Raw genomic sequence first — 22,272 nt, 5'->3', positions numbered from 1 at the left:
AGCTATTTGACGCCTAGTGAATTTGAAGAAAAGTGGAGGAAGGAGCAGTAATCGTCTAAAGGTGATACGAACAAGTCTAGACTTTCTATCACCTGATTTTACTGTCCAAATTTAGGGGTTCACTTCAAACTATGGCGCTTGCCTTTCTCTCAGCCGCTCACAATCTCGGTTAGGATCCAACTTAATCCCTTTAGGTAGGCATGTTCTGCATAGGTGGGCAGGTAATAGCTGATCTCTTCCGATGTTCTTTGCTCCACTAAGGTTGGCTCCACTAAGGTTGGCTTCACTAAGGTTGGCTTTGACCAAATTGGCTCCGCTCAGATTGACTCCGCTTAGGTTAGCTTTACCTAGACTGATAAAGCCTAGATGCGCTCGGCGCAGATCGGCTCCGCCCAGATCAGATCCACGCAGGTCAGCTTTGCTCAAATTAACCGCGCTCAGGTCAGATCCGTTCAAGTCGGCTCTACTCAAATTGGCCCCGCTCAGGTCAGATCTACTCAGGTTGGCTCCGCTTAGGTTAGCTCTGCTCAGGTCGGCGCTGATTAGGTTGGCTCCGCTCAGGTTGGCTCCGCTTAGGGCAGCTCTAATCAGATTAGCCCCGCTCAGGTCGGCTCCGTTCAGGTCTGCTTTGCTCAGGTCGGCTCCGACTAGGTTGGCACTGCTCAGGTTGGCTCCGCTCAGGTTGGCTCCGCTTAGGGCAGCTCTAATCAGGTTAGCTCTGATCAGAGCTGCCCCACTCAGGTCGGCTCCGTTCAGGTCTGCTTTGCTCAGGTCGGCTCCGACTAGGTTGGCACTGCTCAGGTCTGCTCTGCTCAGGTTGGCCCCGCTCAGGTTGGCTCCGAAAAAGTCTCGTGCAATAAGAACTAAGGAAGCTAATTCCAAGCGTTCTAAGCAGTACAGAGAAACCACGTTTTCCTCGTCTATTCTTTGAGCCTGTAACCGTGCAATCCATCCGCCAAATGATTCGGGCGAAGGCCATTCCACAGTGGAGATGGCTTCAGTGGTCCAAGAACAAGCACTCAAAGCTGCCAGCAGTGCTTCTTCCGCGTTGACTGCCCTTCGATTCGCCTCATGAAACTTCAATGTGGGTTCAACCTTTTCCATCGGCATTCCCTGACGGAGCATCACACCAATCAAGTTACTGGATGTTCTCTGCCACTTAGCAACTTGTTCTAAGGGGCATAGAGCTACCTCATTCCGTAGAAAATCTAACAGGTAGATATCCATACGAGTAGGACCACACACCTCCGCCCAGTGATGTAAGCTGTCTCGCTCATCCCACCCCGCTTCCATATCTTCTTCACGCCGCTCTAACTCTCTTTGAATACGGTCCATCGCTCGGACGATTCTACGAGCTGATAAGTACTCTCTGAAGCTCTTATGAGTGAACTCAAAGGCTTTCTCTTCACTGCGTCTGCCGCCCTGTCGAAAGTAGAACGCTGCGAGCATTCGTGTCACACCCACTTCAGCGCCTTCTTCAAAATCATTGAGCAGCCGCTTTAAACCACTGCGCTCGCAGTGCGCTTCAATCTCTTCAACAGTCGTTGTCCGACCATCACCGTGCCATGCCGCCAGCGCAATCTCTTCTAGAACTCGAACAAAGTGTTCTTTTGACATCACAGCAATAGCACGGTGTCTGCGGTTGCTGCCTTCGTAGCCCCGCTCATAAACATCATTCAGCAGGTCTGCATAGAGCGTGTTTAGATTGCTCTCCTCTGGAAGGGTCAGACGTCCAGACACATAGCTCTGTGCAACTAGGTAGTTCAACAAGGGCTGTGCCGTAATCTCAAATAAGCTCTCTACCTGAAGCTCATCTGGCATCACAGGATAGTTTTTCTGTATTGCCACCCCGTACTTCTGCCACCACTCATGACGCTGGTCTTTCCATAGCAGGTTATCGGCATCAACATACTGCTCTGTTCTTCTGTAACGTTCTTCTACAGAGAAAACATACGGCGTAGCATAAATGATTTGACGTGATTCCGGGAAAGACTCTTGAACGACAACTTCCCTTCCTGTGATGATCACCTGAAGGCGCGTTCCTCGAAAGTTGAACCGACTCACCTTATCTTTCACTTCCTGAACAAAGGCTTGAGCCGTTTCTCTTGACACCTTTCCCTGCATCGCTAGCTCATCTAAGCCGTCAAAGATAATCAGCAGCCTCAAGCTACTATCGTTTGGGTCAAGCGGGTTGCCTTTCAAGTACTGGTCGTAGCGAATAAACTCACCGACTGCTGCCACCAAGTCGCCTGTTGGATCAAACTGATGTAGTGGTATGAACAGCACTGGAAACTCACCTTGTCGTGCATGTCGAGCTGCAAAGATCTTCGCAAACGATGACTTCCCCGCACCGGGTCCTCCGCTAATTACTCGAATTGCAGGCCTGGTTCAAGTGCGGGTTACACTTTCGCTAGGATCAGGTAGGCTAAGTGGCTGTCCTTTCCAGCGTGCGATCGCCACCAGCGGGATCGCCATCGCCCCTTATGCATTCAGCCCTCTCCATCGCCGCCAGCCTATCTCCAGACATTCGCCAAGATATCGGGATTCAGGTGCTTGCTCGCACAGAGCCCATCAGCCACATTGCTTCAATGCACCAGGTCAGTCGGAAGTTTGTGTACCAGCAGGGCGATAAAGCACAGCAAGCGCTGGATGAAACGTTTGCACCATCTAAAGGTGACGATGATGTTCTGTTTCATTTACCCGTGACCAAAAATTGGCTGTTCCAGTTGATACTGGGCTTGGTGCTGATCTGCCACAGCTCGTATCGCGGCGTGGTGGAACTCTTACGCGACCTGTTCGATACGTCGATCAGCATCGGCACTGTCCACAATCGGCTTCAGGAAACAGCAGAGCAAGCAGCTGAGATTAACCAATCACAAGACCTTGCTGGCATTACCGTGGGTCTTCAGGATGAAATCTTTCAATCCGACAAGCCCGTATTGGTGGGCGTTGATGCGGCCTCCACTTATTGCTATCTCCTGAAGTGTGTAGACCACCGGGATGAAGACACCTGGGGCTATCATCTGCTGGATGTCATGAGTCAAGGATTCAACCCAGACTACACCATTGCTGATGGTGGCAGTGGCCTGAGAGCTGGCCAAAAAGCAGCGATGCCAGAGGTGCCCTGTCACGGGGATGTGTTCCATATCCAACAGCAGTCTGAGCAAGTGGTCAATGGTCTGATCCGTCGTGTTCAAGGCGGGCCAGCACGGCTGCTGAAACAGGCGCAGCAAATGTCCAAAGCCAGCCTGAAGGAGATTGTGGCGCAGCAACTGCTCAGTCAACAGTTGCTAGCTGAACAACACGAGCAGGCACTCATCTGTCTAGCCCAGGATGTGAAAACGCTGTTGGGCTGGTTCTCTCATGATGTGATGGCTTTGGCTGGGCCACCGCTGGCGGTGCGTCAAGAACTCTTCGACTTCATCGTGAGCGAACTGAGACAGCGAGAAGACGAACGCTATCCTGCCATCCGCAAGCTTAGAAAGGCGCTGCGGAATCAACGCGAGCAGCTACTGGCGTTTGCTGGTGTCATTGACCAGAAGCTAGCGGACATTGCGGCCGCGTTTGAGCTGCCACTTCAGGCGGTTCGAGAAGTCTGTTTGTTGCATCGCAAGCACAAGACATCAAATGCCTATTGGGAAAGGTGGAATCAGTTGCACTCTCAGCTATCTGACAAGTTCTACGAGGTCATGAAAGCCGTGGAGAAAGCGCTCGAAGAGACGCCCAGGGCCAGCTCTATGGTGGAGAATCTCAACTCTCGTTTGCGCAATTATTTCTTTCTACGCCGCAGCCTTGGTGACGACTATCTGAGTTTGTTGCAGTTCTTCCTCAATCACCGACAGTTCATACGCTCCATGAAGCCAGAACGGGTGGGCAAAAGTCCAAAGCAATTGCTGACTGGAAAGGCGCATCCACACTGGCTGGAGCTGCTCGGTTTTAAACGATTTCAGAGAGCGTAGAACCTGCTCAGATCAGTGCGCTAGGCCGTCTAGATGACGGTCTATTTTGTGCTGCGAATGTTACCTTAAATTAGCACTTTTTGAACCAAGCCCGAATCGCACCCTACACTTTTTTCGGTCTCCATTTTCTGTAGAATCAGTGTCGCAGGCCATCTAGTCTTTCAGCTTGCTTTGCGATTTTTGTCCTGTACATAGTCAAGCTTTATCTATACAATGCGTAGCTTTTATCATTTTCTCTTTTGCTCTTAAAAGCAAGCTATGAGTCTAAAGTCATAGCTCTGTGAAGCAGCGCTAAACCTATGGAGCAGTTTGTTGTCTCTAGCTACTAAAAACGAATATCCGTAATCTATTCTATCCCTATCTAGACCCAGAAACCATTCACTATCTCTGAGAATGTCCTCAAGAGATATTAAGTCAGAAGATATCAAGTCAGATGAGCTGCTGTAACTTTCTGTTTTGCGGAGCAATCTTCTTAATGATATAGAATTCGTATCGGATGGCAAAAACACCAATGTTCTTGGCTCCTGAGATGATAGGTAGCACATTGCTCTAAAAGAATCTTCAGTTGAAATTTCATATATATTTAACCCCTTTTGTGCTGATGTCTCCGCAGGTAAATGTTCTACTAGCTCATATCCGCTCGGAACCCACCAATCAAATACAGAGAAATCATCGCTGATAACCAAATCAGTAGCCATCCATAATGTTTTTGAGTCATCACCCTTTATATTCCACAGAGGATAAGCTGAGACATGATAGCCACCCATCAGTATAGAACGAATAGAACGAGTGAAATTCAAGCTATCGAAAGCATAACTGGAGATTAGACTACAGCTTTTATCTGTGTGAATGTAGAGGGATGTAACTCCTTCTAAAATATCTCCGTCAGCAGATAAAAATCCAAAAGCGGAGAATGGATGCATCCCTCCCCATGGGAACAAAACCCATTTTCGACCTCTGGAAAAAGAACTAATCTTAGCGTTAATATCTTCTAGAGTAGCTGTAAATTTAGGTTCCTTCTGAAATAACGAACCTACCGCTAATTCTTGGTTATCTCCCTCTGTATAGCTTCCACTTATGTACCAAGATTCGCGGTGCCAATATTCTGGTTCATATAATATATCAACAAGGGATTGTATCTTTTTAGTTCCCTTGTTATTGCTGAGCCAAGCCTCAGAGCACTGATTTAGTAAAAAGTCTACAACTCCTCCTCTCCTTACTAAATGTGAATCCCAAAAAAAGATGATTTTGTTCATAGGTAAATGCCGTACCACTCTACATTGTGTTATGCAAGTCATATTCTTGAAAATCCAAGTGAGAACCTACAAGAAGAAGATTGAGTAACTAATCCTAGCTTATTAGTCTACCGAACTCTCTATTTTAGCCACTCACGTTCGATGGTATTCATAGAAAGTGATCTGTGAATGCAAGGTTTTCCTTCCGAAGAAATTTAACCATTTTTTGGCACGTGATAGTGGAAATCTCCATCTTGCCAAGTATTATGGTTACGACGATCTTCACCCGTAACATGGTTGAAGGATCCATGATCCATTCTGAAAAATTGAATTCTCGGCGAGGAAGCGTTGTTTGCCTTTAGCTGCATCCCTACGCCGAAAAGACGATTTCGGTTTGAATTACTTCCTAAATGTACGGGCTTATCTCGAATACTAAGCCCCGTACGAATATTAGTTCCCGATGGAGCTTGGAATAAAGATGGGAGAAAGAAGAGAAACGCAGATGTTTTTTTATTTAGGAATTTGGCAGTTTGAGCTTGTTCTCTAGGGATCTTAAGCCCAACTACGCTGGCAAATATCTTACCCGCGTTAGCACGTAAAGAACTAGCAGCCTCTTCGAAACTAGGCAGTTCTTCTAGGGCTGAGGAAGTTAGATTGGGTAACAGCCCTGTTGGATTAGAAGCTAGATTAAATGCTTGCTGTAAAGATTGGAAGAGGGAAACGGTTTCATTGACTTTATCAAGAGCGTTTAAGAAGTTGTTACCAATTCTGAGCGAGTTGGCAAATGTATTGCCGAGAATGTCTTGTACTTTTCGTGCCGTTGATAATTCACTGATACTGATAAATCCACTAGGATCTACGTACGTAACCGGGTTAGCATTTGCATACAAGTAATGGTTTCTTGTCACGGGCCGAGTTCGATAACCTTCAAATGTATCTCTTCTGATAAATCGACCGTTTTCTTGACTATAGAAACGCTCTCTAAGATAGTAGTTTTTTGTTTCGTTGTCGAACCTTTCCCCAGCAAATCGATAGCTGTTATTGGTTTCTTCACTCGAATTAATCAGATTGCCAAACGCATCATAGTCGTAGGTGTCTGTCACAGTACCTAGCTCGTCAGTCAGCACTCTCGTACTGCCCAAACCGTCTACCTGATAGAACGAAGTCTCATCTCCTCGCTCTTGAGAGATCAGGTCATGACCATAGACGTAGTAAGCCGCTAGCTCATCACTGGCAAACTCCTCTAGCACCTGTGCATAAGACCGATTCTTATCTAGTAGGAAGCTTGTTGTTTCACCATTCACCGTACTGCTAATTCGAATACCCTCATCGTCATAGGCATATTCCGCCACATCGCCATTGGGTAGCTCTGCTCTGACTAAGCGGTTATCGTCATTCCAAACATAGGCTGTTGTTTCCGTGCCATTCTTCACCCGCTCGGTCAGGTTGCCATTGTCGTCATAACCATAGGTAATGCTATCGACCGTCACCCCATCTTTGGTCAATGTCTCCGTCAGGAGCCTGTCATTGCCATCGTAGGTATAGCTGCTCACACCTTCAGCCGAGTCATCGCGCGTTAGACGGTTGCCCACATTGTCATAGACATAGCTAATAGTTCTTTCCCCGTCATTAATATTCTCCTCAGTCAACCGGTACAGGTCATCATAGGTATAGCCCACCTGTCTACCACTGGCTTCAGTCACCGATAGGCGATGGCCCGCTGCATTCAGCTCATAGCGATAGCCAGAGATGACAGTGTCACCGACCTTGTTCTCTAGCACTGTCAAACGATTCAAGTCGTCATACTCACGAGTCTCAACAACACCGTTCGCAAACTCAGTACGAATTAGATTGTTCGCATCGTCATATCCGTAGGCAGTAAGGTTGTAGTCCGCGTCGATGACAGTCGTCAGACGATTACGTTCGTCATAGTCATAGGTGACACTACCATTCGGCGTCATCACACTGGCACGATTGCCTGCCTCGTCATAGCTGTATTCAATTGTGGCTCCGCTCGCTAGGGTTGGCCCATCTGGGTCCGTACGAGAGAGCAGCCGATTCTGCTCATCATAGTCATAGCGCGTCACACCCCGGCTATCAGTGATGGTTTCTATCAGACCGTTAGCTGTGTAGGTGTAGCTGACATCGGCATCATCTTCGTAGTCCTTGAAGATCAGCCGGTTCTGCTCATCGTAGATGAACTGGGTAACTTCACCATTGAAGTCGGTGTAGGTCAGCAGATTTCCAGCCGCATCATAAGTACTGCTAGAACGCTGTCCCAAAGGTAGCTCGACCGCCGTACGCCGACCTAGCTTGTCGTAAGTGTATTCAGTTACTTGCTCATTCGCATCTTCGGCTTCAATCAAGCGACCGAGTTCGTCATAGCGGTACTCTGTCAAAAAGCCTTCAGCATCGCGTACGCCAGCCAAGCGACCAACATTATCGTAAATGTATTCGGTCACCTTACCCGCTTGGTCAGTGACGCTCTCTCTTCGTCCCAAAGCGTCATAGCTAACCTGAGTACTACTACCATCGTGGAAGATGGTTTCTACCACGCGGCCTACATTGTCGTATACGTAGCTTGTGGTACGACCCAGGGCGTCGGTCTCAGAAAGACGACGACCCACCGCGTCATAGTCCACCTGCATCGTAGGATTATCGCTGAGGTCATCAGGCGTTTCATCGGCATAGATAGTTTCAATCAGACGACCTACCGCGTCATATCGATACTCAGTGCGATTGCCCCGCTCGTCGATGCTGGCCTTAACCCGACCGTCTTTGGTGTACTCGGTCTGAATCCGGTCGTTATCGCTGAGATAGGCGGGCGGGAGGTCAGAGTAGACCACCTGCGTCCAGTCCACCGTTTCTAGCGTTTCTCCAGGGGCGATCGCAGTCAGGAGTTGTGCTAAGGTTTCGCCTGCTTCTGGATGAATAGTTTCGATTAATCGATCTACCGCGTCGTAGACAAAATGTGTAACTTGTCCTGCCTGGTCGATACTAGCCCTGCGGCGACCGCCTCGGTCATAGAGATCAATGGTGCGAGTGTTATCGCTTAGGTCATCAGGGGTGCCATCAGCATAGATAGTTTCGATGAGCTGGCCGCGCTCGTCGTAGCGCATCTCGGTGCGGTTACCTAGCGCATCGATAACGGCGGTTTGATTGCCGTTATCATCGTACTCATAGGTTGTGACGCCTCCTGCCGCATCGGTCATCGTTTGGACACGGTTTTCACCGTCATACGTCCAGCGCGTGACCAGCTCTTCGGTGCCATTTTCTGTAGTGACTGTGCGCGTCTCAACTGTACGATTCCCTCGGATGTCGTACTCGTAAGCGGTCGCATCGCCCCCGGCATCGGTCATGCTAGTCACGTCACGTCGCAGGTTGTAGCTAAAGCGGCTACTGTTTCCTAGGGCATCTTCTAGGGCAAGAATGTTGCCGCTACCGCTGTAGTCCATCTCAGTTGTTTGACCTGCAGCATCTGTTGTAGTCAGCATGTTGCCGCGACTGTCGTAGGCATAAGTTGTTGTATTGCCTAACGCATCGGTTTCACTTAGCAGGCGACTGTTCTCTCCATAGTTGTAGTAAGTCGTGTTGCCCAGCGCGTCGGTCATGCTGGTTTGGTTGCGATTGGCATCATAGGTGTAAGTGGTAGTCCATCCGTCAGGACCACTCTCATCAGTGATGACGGTTTCACTTAACACGTTGTTGTTGTCGTCGTAGGACCGCTTGGTAACCTTTCCGACTGCGTCAATTTCAGTGAGGACGTTCCCGCGTGCATCGTAGATATATGCCGTCGGTCTATCAAAGACGTCTAGCACCGTCTGCTGAGAATTCTCTGAATCGTAAACCAGCTCAACGGCTTCGCCATTGACATCGAGCATCTGAACTAGACGACCCTGCCCGTCATATTCAGAGCGTACGCCACTGCGGCCAAGTGGGTCGATCACCTCATCGAGGTAGTGGGCAAACTCATCGCTGTAGTCAAAGCGGGTGGTGTCGCCACCCCGATCGCGTACCGCAACCAAATCGCCGTTGCTGTCGTACTCATAGGTCACAGACTGCCCAGCCGGGTCAGTCGCCGAGGTGATTCGCCCTTGCACGTCGCGGCCAAAAGTAATCTGCGTACCGTTATCGCTGTAGATGCCGCTATCTTCAAACGTTACTGTATTGCCATTCAGATCCTTCGCAGTGAGCAAGTCACCCGTGCTGGCATCGATCTCGTACTCAATTCCTTCTTTGGTGGTGAGTACGTACACTCCACCGAAGAGCGGATCTTCGGGATTGAAACCGCTGCCCTGTAAGCCGATAAAGCTACCGTTAGCTCGACGCGACAGCTTTTGCGTACTTCTTACGCTCAGTGTGCTAGTCACCCCATCATCTGCTTTGAAAGCCGCTTGGTACAGACTAGGATCGCCACCGCCAATCGCCGGAAAGAAGTTAGAGATAAACTCTTTTTTCGGTGCGAAGGTAAAGCCTTGGCGTTGGCCACCGGGCAAGGTGATGTAGACTTTCGTTTCTTCGTCAAAGGCTTGAGAGCGAATGCCGAAGGTCTCGTACTGTTCATCCCGGCCTAGACTGGTACGCAGATCCGTATCGCGGAACTCTAAGCGCCAGCCATAGCCAAAGTCGTCTGTCTCGCTCGCGTTCAAGCTGTCGTAGGTGCGTGTCACCGTCACTGGGATACCAGAGACCGGCAGTTCCATATCGGTGAAGCTGAGGGTAAAGTTACCCAGCTTCAGGTCACCGCCAATATTGACGGTCTCATCAACAAACACGACGTTGCCGTTACCATCTTCTGCGGTCAGGCGTAGGGTGTAGCTGTCGTTTTGGAATAGTGAAGTATCCAGCTGACCCAAGTCGCCATCATCTACTGTGTTGGTACCGCGATAGATTTCTCTAAAGTCGGTGCTGCCTAGCCTAGCTAGCGAAAGCGTATAAGCAACAAGATTGTCGTCCTGAACGCTGCCGAGGATATCTGTTGGCCCTGTCAGCGTCTGGCCTGTCAGCGGATCTAGAGAGACCGTTGGTGCAATGCCGCTGTTGCTGAAGTCTCTTACTTCAAGGATGGTTTCAGTGGTGGTGGTGTTGCCCGCCGCGTCAGTGGCAGTGGCGATCGCGGTGACATCGCCCGCCTCGGTTGGCGTAAAGCGATAGGCTCCGCTGTTTAGTGCAACGGGTGTACCGTCAATCGTCAGGGTCTGATTGACAACACCCACGTTGTCAGTGGCCTGGACGAAGACAGACAGCGGTTGGTTAACATCAGCAGGCGCAATGCTAGGGAAGATATTGACGGTTGGGGCAATCTCATCGCCTTTAGTCGTCAAGCTATAGCGCTGAAGGGTAGTTGCACCGTAGCTATCAGAAACAGCTATCTCTACATCAGCACCACCGACAGCATTGGGTGTCCAGCGGATGCGACCGTACTGGTCGATTGTCATGCCTTCAGGTGCTTCAACCAGCTCATACGAGAGGCGATCTCCATTAGCATCTCGAGCGCGCAGATCATACCTGTAGGTTTCGCCTGCTAGCGCAGTCAACACAGGATTAGAGAGAATTTCAGGCGCATCGTTGACAGCTACTTGTAGAGTAAAGCGCTGTGCGCTCCCCAGCTGACCGTCGTTAGCGCCTACAACAACGGTGTAGCTGCCGACATCATCACTTGTCGGCTCCCAGATCAGCTCACCCGTTGCACTGTCAATGCTCATTCCATCTGGGCCTGCGATTAGATCGTAGGTTAGCGCATCACCGTTGGGATCTTCTGCGATAACCTGGTAGCGATAGCGATCGCCTGGTGAGGCAAAGCTAACTGCCCGAGAGGTAATTGCAGGACCCTCATTCGGTGCAACGTCACTAACCTCGATTCGATAGGTTTGAGCCGTGCTCCCGCCAGCCGCGTCGCTGACTTCCACCGTGACTTCAGTAGCACCGCTTTGCCCAGGGTCTGGTTGCCAGTCAATGAGTCCCGTCTGCGAATTGATACTCATTCCCTCAGGGGCCTGAACCAGTCTGTAGCTCAGCGTGTCCCCTTCAGCATCTGTCGCCTGCACCTGATACTGATATGCCTGGTCTGCGTAAGCTGCCGTGATTGGAGTTGAAGAGATTAGGGGCGCTAGGTTCGTCCCTCTAACAAACAGCTCGAAGCTTTGACCAGTGAACGCCCCTCTGCTGTCAATCACCTCTAGCGTTATCGTATGTCGGCCCAGCTGGTCGGCGGTAGGTTGCCAATGTAGCGTACCGGCTTCTGGGTCAATGCTCATACCTGTAGGCGCATCGACGAGCTGCCAACGTACCACGTCACCATCCGCATCAAAGGCGTTTGCACTGTAGCGATAAGGTCGCTCTACAGTTGCGCCAAAGCCTTCTGGTGTGGACGTAATCTCAGGCGCACTGTTGACGCTAACATTGCTGACCGCTACCTCAAACTGTTGAATGACAACGCCACCTCGACCATCGCTGATCTCTAACTGGACTGTGTTGACGCCCTGTTGTTCTACGCTCGGAGTCCAGCTTACCAAGCCCTCTTCATCGACGGCCATACCCTCTGGACCTTCTACAACGCGATAGCTCAGTGGATCGCCGTTGGGGTCTTCAGCTGCTATCTGATACAGATATTGCGTATTCACCCGAATGCTAGTGCGTGGACTGGAGGTGACTTCAGAAATCTCGTTTTCTGCTGTTGCAACTACACCTACGGTAAATTGCTGCTGTGTCTCAGCGCCTCTGTTGTCAATGGCAATGACTTCTACAACTGCCGAACCAAGCTGTTCCACTGCGGGCATCCAACGAACAACGCCAGTGGCTTCATCAATGGTCATACCTTCGGGGGCATTTTGCAGACGGTATCCAACCACTTCACCATCTGCATCTTGAGCCCGTACTCGGTACTCGTAGGGCAGATTGATGATGGCTGTTAAAGCCGGTGGAGAAGTAATGATTGGAGCTTCATTATTAGTCTCAACTGCCAGCGTGAAGGCTTGTAAATCGATACCCCCTCGCCCATCGTGAACTTTGACAATCACATCGTAGCTACCCAGCTGCTCAGCCGATGGCTTCCAGGCAATCTTTCCAGTTGCAGGTTCGATTACCATACCGTTTGGTGCCAGAGTCAGTTCATAGGTCAAGGCATCTCCTTCTGGGTCTGATGCATTCACGTCATATCTGTAGGTTTTACCGATGACAGCACTCGTGCCGGGATTCGAGTCAATGTTTGGAGCAACATTGAGCAAATCAGCCACATCAATTGTGAAGAGCTGAATGTCTCGGCTCTTGTCGTCGCTCACCATTACCTGCACATCGTGCGTACCAGCATCGGTGCCAGACGGTGTCCACTCGATGACACCTGTTTCTTCATCAACGGTCATCCCTTCTGGTGCAACTCTTAGAGAGAAACTCAGTTGGTCAGCAGTATCTGCGTCGGTCGCATCAACGTCGTAGCGATATGTCTCGCCTTCTGCACCTTCTGTAAGAGCTGTTGTAGTGATAATTGGGCGCTGGTTAAGTGCTTGCAGGCTGATACCAGGGCTGTATGCATTGTTATCTTCATGGCATTCAAGAACGCTGCCATGACCAGTCCCGTCGTCATCAACAACAACCCAAACATCATCGACTGAGCCAGCAGGTACTGTGACCGAGATATCTTCGAAGGCACCTGGGATGAGTTGAGTGGTGGTTTGAGTGACGCCGACTAGGCGTCCACCTGTCTCTGGATTGCCATCGTAGAAGGCTACGTTCACACCAGCACTAGTAAACTTAGCACCGCCATTACCGACACGCGCTGTGATAGTGGCCTCACCAGCAATCTCTTCAACTCTGACGTAGGAGGCTATCAAATCTGGAGCGGCTAGAGGATTGCTACCCGGTTGAAGGTTCAAGCGATAGCTGTTGTATAGCTGCCAACTATTTTCTTCATAGGCTGGAATAGAGCCGTCATCGTTGATATTGGTGATGTGATACGAATGCTGGTTCCAGATTTGGCGAGTAGGAACCCATGTGTTGTTGAGATCTCCGTAGACGATGATTCCTCGTTGCTGGGTACCACGGCTGTAGTCGTTCGCGATTGCTACAATCTCTGCATTCCCATCAGCGTCGACATCAGCAATGACTGGTAATTCTCGCAAGGTCCCGGAAGTTTTAGGAGACTGAAACAGGATACGACCGTCAGTCCCGTCATAAATTCTTAGATAGCGTTCATCACCGTATACAACCTCAGCTCTACCATCACCGTCGAAATCGAATACTGATGAGCCTGTTGTTCTAGAGCTAGTGTCCTGTGTTGCACTTGCCCACTTGATAGAACCATCTGTTTCTATTGCGACATACCGACTCGCACCAGCAACACCAATTTCGGGCAAACCGTCACCATCAAAGTCAGCAACTGTAGGATTACCTCCTCCTGTAGTAGGTAATGTAGTCGTCCACTTTATATCACCTGTATGTTCTAGTAGATGAACTTCATTACCCCCATACCCTCCTGTTACAACAATTTCAGGGAAAGGATCTAAATCAAAGTTACCGATAGCTGAGTAGCCATCATTGATGGCAGCATTCCAGTACAGCGAGCCATCGGCACGATAAGCACTTCTTCCTGCAACAATTTCAGGAGCTCCGTCTAAGTCTAGATCTGCAACGGCCGACCATCCACTCCCGGAGCCAAGTCCACCGGACTCATCACCCTGCCAGAGAAGATTGCCTTCACTATCCAATGCAATATTACGAAAGATGATTTCTGGTGAACCATTGTGATCCAAATCAGCTATAGCAGGACTTCCGCTTTCTGCTCCTTGCCAGGTACTCTTCCACTTGAAGCTACCATCATGTTCGAAGGCGATGACTGAGCCATCCTCATGGTTACCAATAATCTCAGCGTATCCGTCGTTGTCAATGTCTCCGACAGCAATGCCACTGCCTGGATACAGATCATACGCGGAGTTAGTAACCGTCCAAAGTTCCCGACCTTCATCTCCGCTAATTGCGCGTAATTTACCGTTCTGCTGGTACTGCCTTCCTGCGAACGTCGTAAAAATGACGTCTGGCGTACCGTCTTTGTTTAAGTCGATAACTGCCGGAGTCATCATTACTTGGTGAGAGGACGACGCCACGGAGAAAGACCGCTTGTTCCATTCAACAACAGGATTAAATTCACCAACGGGTTTAGCGATACAGTCATGGCTGCTGAAGTCTGTATTATTTGACTCGTCCGTTTCTCTGATACTATCCTCGCTGTCGATTACACCCCAGATAGGGACACCAGAGAAACTGACAAACCCAGAGAGACTAGTCGAGATAGAGCGGCTCCGACCTGATAGCAAGGTATCGACAACTGTTTCCCGCCCTAAGATGTTATCGGTATCAGCATCAAAAGCCTGATTCTGATTACTATCTTCAAAGAACACGACATCGAACGAATCGGTAAGGTCCTCTGATCCTTCGTTAGCGATAGTCGCCGAGACATTTCCGCTTAGAGACAAAAGTTGACCGTCGAAGACTAAGTCGCCTGCTTCGACATCATCAATAGTCAAATCGTGAGTGGCCGGTTCTTCATCAGGAGATGATAGTGAAATCGTATAGTTCTGAGTATCTTCCGCACCATATTGATCGACTGTACGAACGGTAACATTCGCTTCTTCTCCAATGTTGCTTTTGTAAGCTTCTACTGACGCTGAATCCCACCGTATGAACCCTTTGTCTTTGTCAATGGTCATTCCATCAGGAGCATCCATCAGGCTGTAGGTCAAAGTATCTTTATCCGGGTCAATGGCGTCTACATCATAGAAGTAATTAGCACCCGTTTGGTTTGCGTAGAGGTCCGTAATTCGAGAACCGCCGCGACTATAGTCAAACGAAGAAGGTCCAAACTCGTATTTGATATACCGTACGAATTGGTCAGGTTGATTGATGATAAGAGGCGCTGTCGTCACATCAACACGACCATCTTCAGAGCCAATACTACCCCACTCAACGTAGGTTTCGTTGTCTGTAGATACACTTATACGAATGAAGTCCCAAACTTCTCTATCACCAGGATAGGGATAGTAATTTACACCAATTTGGTCAATTAGGCGCTCTCCTCCAAGATCTAGAACAAGGTTTTGATCTGAATCTCCTCGCTTGAAGGCGAATCCTGCTTCTCCGTTGGACAGCCAAGGCGTTTTCGCTGTAGATAACAAATTTTCCTGAGCTGTTATGAGCCCATTTGCAGTTGGAGTATATGATAGATTTTCTGAAAAATCATACTGAGATGACACAGATACGATACTCGCACCCCTCGAGCCTAATGCGAATTCTTCCTGAGCTGCGTTGAGAGCTGTGACTGGATTGCTGACAATAATAGGTGCGCGGTTGTCTTTTGGAGGGGTAACTTTGACAACATACTTTTGGATGTCAACTCCACCGTTGCCATCATCAACAGCAACTTGTACTTGATGTTCACCATCTTCTAAACCCAAACTTTCTCGATCAGGTGAGATTCTCAGTACTCGGTCATTCTCAAGTTCACTGACGTACATAGCTCCATCGGGACCAAAGGCAAAATCGAAGACACCTGAGAAGCCAGTACCCACGATATCTGCGCTACCATCTTCACTAAACCTTAACAGCTCACCAGTATCGAACTTGACAGCGTATAGGGAGCTTCCCCAAACACCCCCTTGACCAAAAGCTACTCGGTGACTGCCTAGGCCAGTAGCAAAAGTATCGTTGAGCAGCTCTCCATTGGCGCTGTAGATTCTAATTGTGCCGTCTTCAGCGCCAGCAGTAAATATTCTGTTCTGCGAGTCGATGGCGATGCTTTCTAATCTACCAGGATGCGTGAATAGCTCTTCTGGAAATTCACCGTCTGTACTGACTAGCGCCTTCCCGAAATTAGAATTAGTGAATAATAGTCGACCGCTGTTATCTAACGTTAAAGTTGATACATTGCCGAGAGTAGAAGACGGTCCAAAGAGATTGACAATCTGTTCATCTTCTAAGATGGACTGAATGCTACCTGAACTGTAGCTATTATTTCTTCTGCCACCTACTATTACAGTTCCAGGGAACCCTGATATGGAACCATACCTATCGAACAAAACTGTATCGGGGTCGTCAACAGATCGGCTTCCATATTCCCTAACTTCAGTACTATTGCGTGAAATTCGATGAATTTTGACAGGATCCAAAATTCCACCACCAGAACCCCTGTTGTCCCGGCCAACGTAGAGTACACCGTTTGGTGCAAAGGCTAATTCAACAGGATCGGTAACGCTTGCATAAACGTCTACATCAAAACCACTGACCTGCGGAAGATCATCAGCTTCATCTTTCCTCCCTTGAATTGACGGTTCGAGATCGTCGATCGTCGGTTGCCAATGGATGATGCCTGTTGTCGGCTCAACCCACATACCTTCAGGTGCATCAACCAGGCTGTAAGTTAGTTCATCTTGGTCAGGATCTATAGCATCTACGTCATATGTGTATTTACTCGCGGGCACCTCACTACTTTGAAAGCCGCTGTAGAAGACGTTTTTCTGAGACATGTTGAAGAAGCCAAATTTGCCAGCAGCAAAGGTATCATCTTCAACTGTGATAGAGTCGACAACTCTATCACCCTCACGAACGGTAATCGTGAAGGCACCTGGGGTTAGGTCTATAGAGAACTGATAATCGGTTTGATCGCTGTACGCAATGTCATTGGAATACAGTGTTTTAATCTTTTCATTGTCTTCACCTCTCAACCAAAAGTCTTCTCCATCTAGAGGCGCTTCTGAATTTACTACCCGAACATGCATTCCTGATTCAGAAGGGCCGTACGGAGCGTTCTGAGGCTTCTGCTTCCAGTCAAACAAGTAATAGTGCTGATTGTCTTGATATCCAAAGACGAATCCAATAAAGTCGTCGTCTTCTGTCGTATTGGTACGGAATGTTCCTTCAATCCTTTCATTAGAAAATTCTGTTGGACTTAGAAAGATAGAGGCATTGGAGTTATTAAGCTGTTCGACTACTGTTCCGTCAGCACTTACAACCCAGTCTCCAGGAACGTCTCGATTGGTGAAGTCATATTGCTCGACCGTCCATGTGGACAAGTCAAAGATCTCTGTAGACCCAGGCTTAGAAACCTGTGCATCAACAACTGGTGCTGTTGTAATGATAGGCGGGCGATTCGGCACATTGTCCTTGACGCTCAGCGTATAGGTCTGCTCATCTACGCCACCCTGTCCATCGTCGACCTGAATGGTGACCTGCGTTGTGCCAAGGTCAGTCTCAGTCGGATTCCAAACCAGCTCGCCGGTTTCACTATCAACCGATAGTCCCTCCGGTCCACTAAACAGTGAGTAGCTTAGCGTATCGCCGTTGCTATCGGTCGCCTCCGCGTCATAGCGGTAGGGCTTACCGACTAGCGCTTCCAGGTTGGGCGCACTAACAAACTCTGGCGCATCGTTCAGCTCGCTCAAAAAGCTCAGCTCATAGTCAAACTGCACCTGGTTCGGATTGCGAAATACTAGCTGCAAGAACTCACTTGTCTCTTCACTCGCTAATACCTCATCACCTAGCAACGATGACAGGTTGAAGTACGCCTTCCCCTCAGGCGTCCGTCCATCGGGCTTGACTACACTAACGCTCGGGTCGCTGATGCTCTCTACCACCATCACCAGCTGGTCACGCACTGGATAGGCCGAAACGTTCTGAGCCGCAACCTCTACTAGTAACTCAGCAGTATCACCATTGAAGCTGGTTTGCCCGTAAGCCGGTCTTAGCCAGCCCGATACATCTTCTAAGCGGGTAAGATCTACCGCCTGAGTTACAGCGCCAGTTCGGGAAGGCGTAATGCTTAGATCGCCACCGCTTTCGCTACTCACCTCAATAGAGTTGATACGAACAGTCGTCTGCGTGTCATCGTCGTTGTTGACCAGTCGAAAGACGAGCTGAGCTTCTGTTCTAGGCGCTAGGTCAGAAACATCCAAGGTGATTCGATTGCCATCGATACTAACGCCTGCCGCGCTCTCTTGAGCGACACCCTCTGTGAGGTTGAAGAAGACGTCCTGGTTGCTGCCGACCGTATGCACCAGAGAACGGCCATCTTGGTCTAGCAGTGCGACTTCAAAGGCGTCTCGAATCTCACCAATCGAAGCCGTGTCAAAGTCAGCATCAAAAGTAAAGCTGAGGCTAGAAGGATCGTCTGGAACCGTAACTGACTGAGTGTAGGTAGGTGAGAAGTCTTCGTTTTCCTGTAGAACAATGCCACCTGTCGTCTGTTCGTAGTCGTAGCCAGTGATATAAAAGGTGACTCGTCCTTGACTATTCTTCAGACGCGGATCGGGTGCATCTTCTGGCCAGCTCATGCGAGCCACGCCTGATACAGACGATATCAGTCCATCTTTAGAGACAAAGAGCTGGTCTAGATCCTGGCCGTCGTTTGGCCCTTCGCTACTCAGTAAAAGAGGACTCTCTAACTGGCTCTGGTTCACTGAGTGAATCTCCAAGGCCATAGCGGTGCCTTCGCCTACCTTGTTCTCATTGGTGGTGTTGACCTTGGTGTAGAGCGATAGCGCGTTCAACGATAGCGCCTCCTCGACCGGATACGTCAGCAGCTGACCATCAATCACAAATTGAACGGTCTGCTCCTCTACCTGTAGCGACCATGCGATCTCTTCTCCGTTCTCCCAAACATGTTCTGCTTGTTGATGAAGATCTGTCTGAGCACCGTTGGGGCCAATGGCAAACTCGTATGTTGTAATTCCGCCAGCCCTGGCCTCAAAGCTCCAGAGCTTTTCTGACTGCTGCTTCGCCTGGCGAATATCGGCTGTACTGGTTGTAGTATCAAGCGAGAGCGCGTCTTCGCTGGAACTGTCCGAAGCATCCACTGTGACTTTAGACGGTAGGAGAAAACGACTATCTACTTCAGCCGATACGGTTTGCTCGCCAATCTCGATATCTTGCGTAAAGTGCTCTGCGGCAAACAGTGAGTCGTCTGAGACCGTTCCTTTCACATCAACCAGGCCGATCTTGCCAGTGGTAATCAGCTGCCCATCGCCGTTGGTGAAGTTGGTTGTCAGCGGATCTAAGCCTACGCCAATCACAGAAGATAGAACACTGCCACCGACAATAAGTTCTTTGAGTTCACCCTCGTTATAGGTATCATCATCGCCGCCAACGACACCATCGGCACCTAGATCAGCGCCGATAAGAAGCTTCGCACCGCTGACATCCCCGCGCACATAGGCCCGCTTCATGCTAGCAGCGGCAACCGTTCCCTGTAAGTCAGCCTGCACATCGAGGTAGTTGAGCGAGCCGCCTACCGATAGCGACCAGTCTGAGGTGGTTGATGACTCTAGCCTGGTCAAACGGTTGTTCTGCCCTACCCTCCAGATACCTGACGCGGTTCCTTTTACTTTGATTGTGTTGATACTGCCGGCGACCGCTAGGTTAGTATCGAAGTCTCCCCTAATGTCTAATTCTTTAATCTCAGGCGCAACCAGCAGCGCGGCTGCATCGGGACTCGCTGTCCAAGTGGCTGCCTTTAGTCCTTTTATACTGACATCTGAGCGCAAGCTAGTGTTAGTGACCTCACCTAAGGCAATGTCTACCTGACGGTTGGAGTTTGAGCCTTGACCAATTGTGATTTGAGCGTTGCTAACATCGTCTAGCTCTAGCTTTTCTATCGCGCCAGTGATAGTCAAGTTACCTTCTAGGTCGGTGTTTTGCGCGTCGAGACGCTTTAAGTCACCATTAACGACCACACCACCGAGTACGTGGCCATTACCGCTGCTTTTGATCACCACTTCGCTACGCTCGGTGGTGCCATATAACGTGAGCTGTCTGACGCCTTGTTGCTCTGTAATTTCGCCGTAGCCGTCGCCCTTTAGCTGGAAGCGAATGAGATCGCCGTCTTCATCTCTTAGCGTGAGGACTTTGTTTTCATCGCCGAGGTTACCGAACTGCCAGGCTACGGTTTGGTCGGTGGCAGCTACAACAATGTTGTTCGCTTCATTGGATTCGGGGACGTTGTTGTTGCTATCGACTGCAACATAGATGCTGTAGTCACCAGGAGCAAGGTTATCGGGCAGTTGGACGCTAGTCGATACCCGTCTATCTTGGCCGGGTTTTAGCTTGAGGTTATCAAAGTTAAGCGCTCCGATCTCGAGGGGACTGTTCTCGCTGCTACCCGCTCCGCTTTGTGCCTGTGCATATATTTTGACGGTAACGGGATGCCGGGTGCGAAGCCCACCTTGATTCTTCAACGTGATCGACAGGTTTGCTTTCTCTCCAGGCAGAGCTACTTCATCGAAGGTAGGTGTGCTCACCTCGGCGCTTAGATCTGGCAACCCTTGCGACTGTACGTACTGCATCACTTCTGTCAGAGAAGTTGCCGCTTGGTAGGCCGGGGACGCGAATCTGCTACCGGTCAGTGTATCTATGCCTGGATTTCTGCCTAGGTAGTTGCCAAACGCAGTGTGTTTTTGATCGGCAAAGTCTCGTACGTCTGAGAGCAGCTGCTGAATCTCTTTGTTGCCGACCAGCATTCGGTCGATGACGGCTAAGTCCGAGAGAATCTGCTGTTCCGTCTGGGTGACGTCCTCATCGATGACTACGTTACCAATGCCGTTGAACGTGCCGTTTTCTAGCTGATTCCACAGCTCATCTATCCAGCCGCTTTGCCAGATAGCAGAACTTTGTGAGGAGGTGGACTCGAAGGCACCGCTGTTGGAGTTACCTAGCATAAGTTTGTAGCGTTTTTGAGCAGCAGGGTGTAGCGCAGCAGCATAGCTGCTGCGGCACTGGCAGTAGTTGAGTTAGGGGAAAGTTCTGGGGGCGAAGCAGAAAGGATAGTAGTCTATTCCTGTAGACAAAGACTGCCCGTGCTTCTGTATAAAAAAAGATACACGCTACCGACTTCATACTGACTTTGCAAAATGCTCAAAGCTAGTGGCGATTATGAAGACTTTGCTGTAAAAGTGAAGGAATAATCATATCTGAGGTACGAACGTGGGATACAAACGATGCCCACTTACCCCACACCCTGCGATTAGTTATATGGGTAAACACCTACTTGTGTACTCAACGATGCCTTGTCATCATCAGAACCGCCCGATAGAGTAAACGATGAATTAATCACAAGTACCTAACGTATAGGCGGGCTCCACTCTGTGCAGATCACCCAGCGAAACATTGGTTTAACGGTAGATGACAGCTTGATGCGGGTATATGTCGCGGCTCCAGAACCGGCAGGTCAGTATCCTGGGATTTTGTTCTATTCAGATATCTATCAACTGGGTAGCCCCATTACGCGCCTAGCCGATCGCCTAGCAGGGTACGGCTATGTTGTAGCAGCGCCGGAGATTTTTCATCGACTAGAGCCGATAGGTACAGTGATTGAGCCAGATGAGCTAGGGAAACTGCGAGGAAATGATGATGCTAGGCGCAGTGAAATTGCACATTACGATGCCGATACCCGAGCTGTCTTAGAGTGGCTTCAGGCTGAAGAAACCGTACTGTCCGACCAAATAGCAGCCTTCGGCTTTTGCATTGGTGGCCACCTAGCATTTCGAGCGGCCCTCCAGGATTCGGTAAAGGCCGCAGTCTGTTGCTATCCCACAGGTATTCACAACGGTAAGCTAGGCCGAGGCGTTGCCGATACGATTGCACGTGTCAGCAAGCTGAACGCTGAAATACTCACAGTATTTGGAACTTTAGATCCTCACGTACCATCAGAAAGCCGCCAGCAGATTTTGCAGGCTTTGGATGAGGCAAACGTTGTTCATAAGACATTGCTGTATGAAGCTAATCATACGTTCATGCGAGATGATGGTTATCGTTATGATCCAGTCGCAACAGATGCGGCATGGGGCGAGAGTCTTGAATTCCTGAGCCGAGTGCTGGCCTGAGCGATCGCATAGAAAGGGTGTGTGATCGCTGCCAATACTTCGAGAGCAGTCCATACATCGTCTGCGGCATCTATCCCTGTGGCCTGACAGAAGGAACCTGCGAAGACTTTAGTGCGATCGCCGGTCTGTCGAAACGCTAGTCACTGTCAGCGGCAGCTACGCAGGTGACTGGATACCGCAGCCATTATTAATGCCAACTACAGCAGAGCAGCTCTCGTT

Annotated in this window: 5 protein-coding genes; 2 read left to right on the top strand and 3 right to left on the bottom strand. The window is 49.6% G+C overall.

Annotated elements, in window-relative coordinates; translation table 11 throughout:
- Positions 1-129: 129 nt before the first annotated feature.
- Positions 130-2,286, bottom strand: a complete 2,157-nt coding sequence (locus IQ256_RS29560) for a pentapeptide repeat-containing protein (protein WP_370623408.1) — start codon at positions 2,284-2,286, stop codon at positions 130-132.
- A 143-nt stretch (positions 2,287-2,429) separates the two neighbouring features.
- Between IQ256_RS29560 and IQ256_RS10495 the strand changes: the two genes are divergently transcribed.
- Positions 2,430-3,959: a hypothetical protein gene (locus IQ256_RS10495; protein WP_228024754.1), complete on the top strand. Its 1,530-nt coding sequence runs from the start codon at positions 2,430-2,432 to the stop codon at positions 3,957-3,959.
- Positions 3,960-4,204: 245 nt separating this feature from the next.
- Here the strand turns inward: IQ256_RS10495 and IQ256_RS10490 are convergent, their stop codons facing one another.
- Together IQ256_RS10490 and IQ256_RS10485 are read right to left on the bottom strand one after the other, a co-directional pair.
- On the bottom strand, positions 4,205-5,215 hold the full coding sequence (locus IQ256_RS10490; protein ID WP_193855497.1) for a hypothetical protein: 1,011 nt from the start codon (positions 5,213-5,215) through the stop codon (positions 4,205-4,207).
- A 194-nt stretch (positions 5,216-5,409) separates the two neighbouring features.
- On the bottom strand, positions 5,410-20,889 hold the full coding sequence (locus IQ256_RS10485) for a putative Ig domain-containing protein (RefSeq protein WP_193855496.1): 15,480 nt from the start codon (positions 20,887-20,889) through the stop codon (positions 5,410-5,412).
- A 426-nt stretch (positions 20,890-21,315) separates the two neighbouring features.
- Between IQ256_RS10485 and IQ256_RS10480 the strand changes: the two genes are divergently transcribed.
- Positions 21,316-22,053, top strand: coding sequence for a dienelactone hydrolase family protein (locus IQ256_RS10480; protein WP_193855495.1), 738 nt, complete (start codon positions 21,316-21,318; stop codon positions 22,051-22,053).
- Positions 22,054-22,272: the final 219 nt, after the last annotated feature.

Origin of the sequence: cf. Phormidesmis sp. LEGE 11477 (genome assembly GCF_015207105.1) — a bacterium.
Classification (GTDB): Bacteria; Cyanobacteriota; Cyanobacteriia; order Phormidesmidales; family Phormidesmidaceae; genus Phormidesmis.
This window is presented reverse-complemented; position numbering and strand designations above follow the sequence as displayed.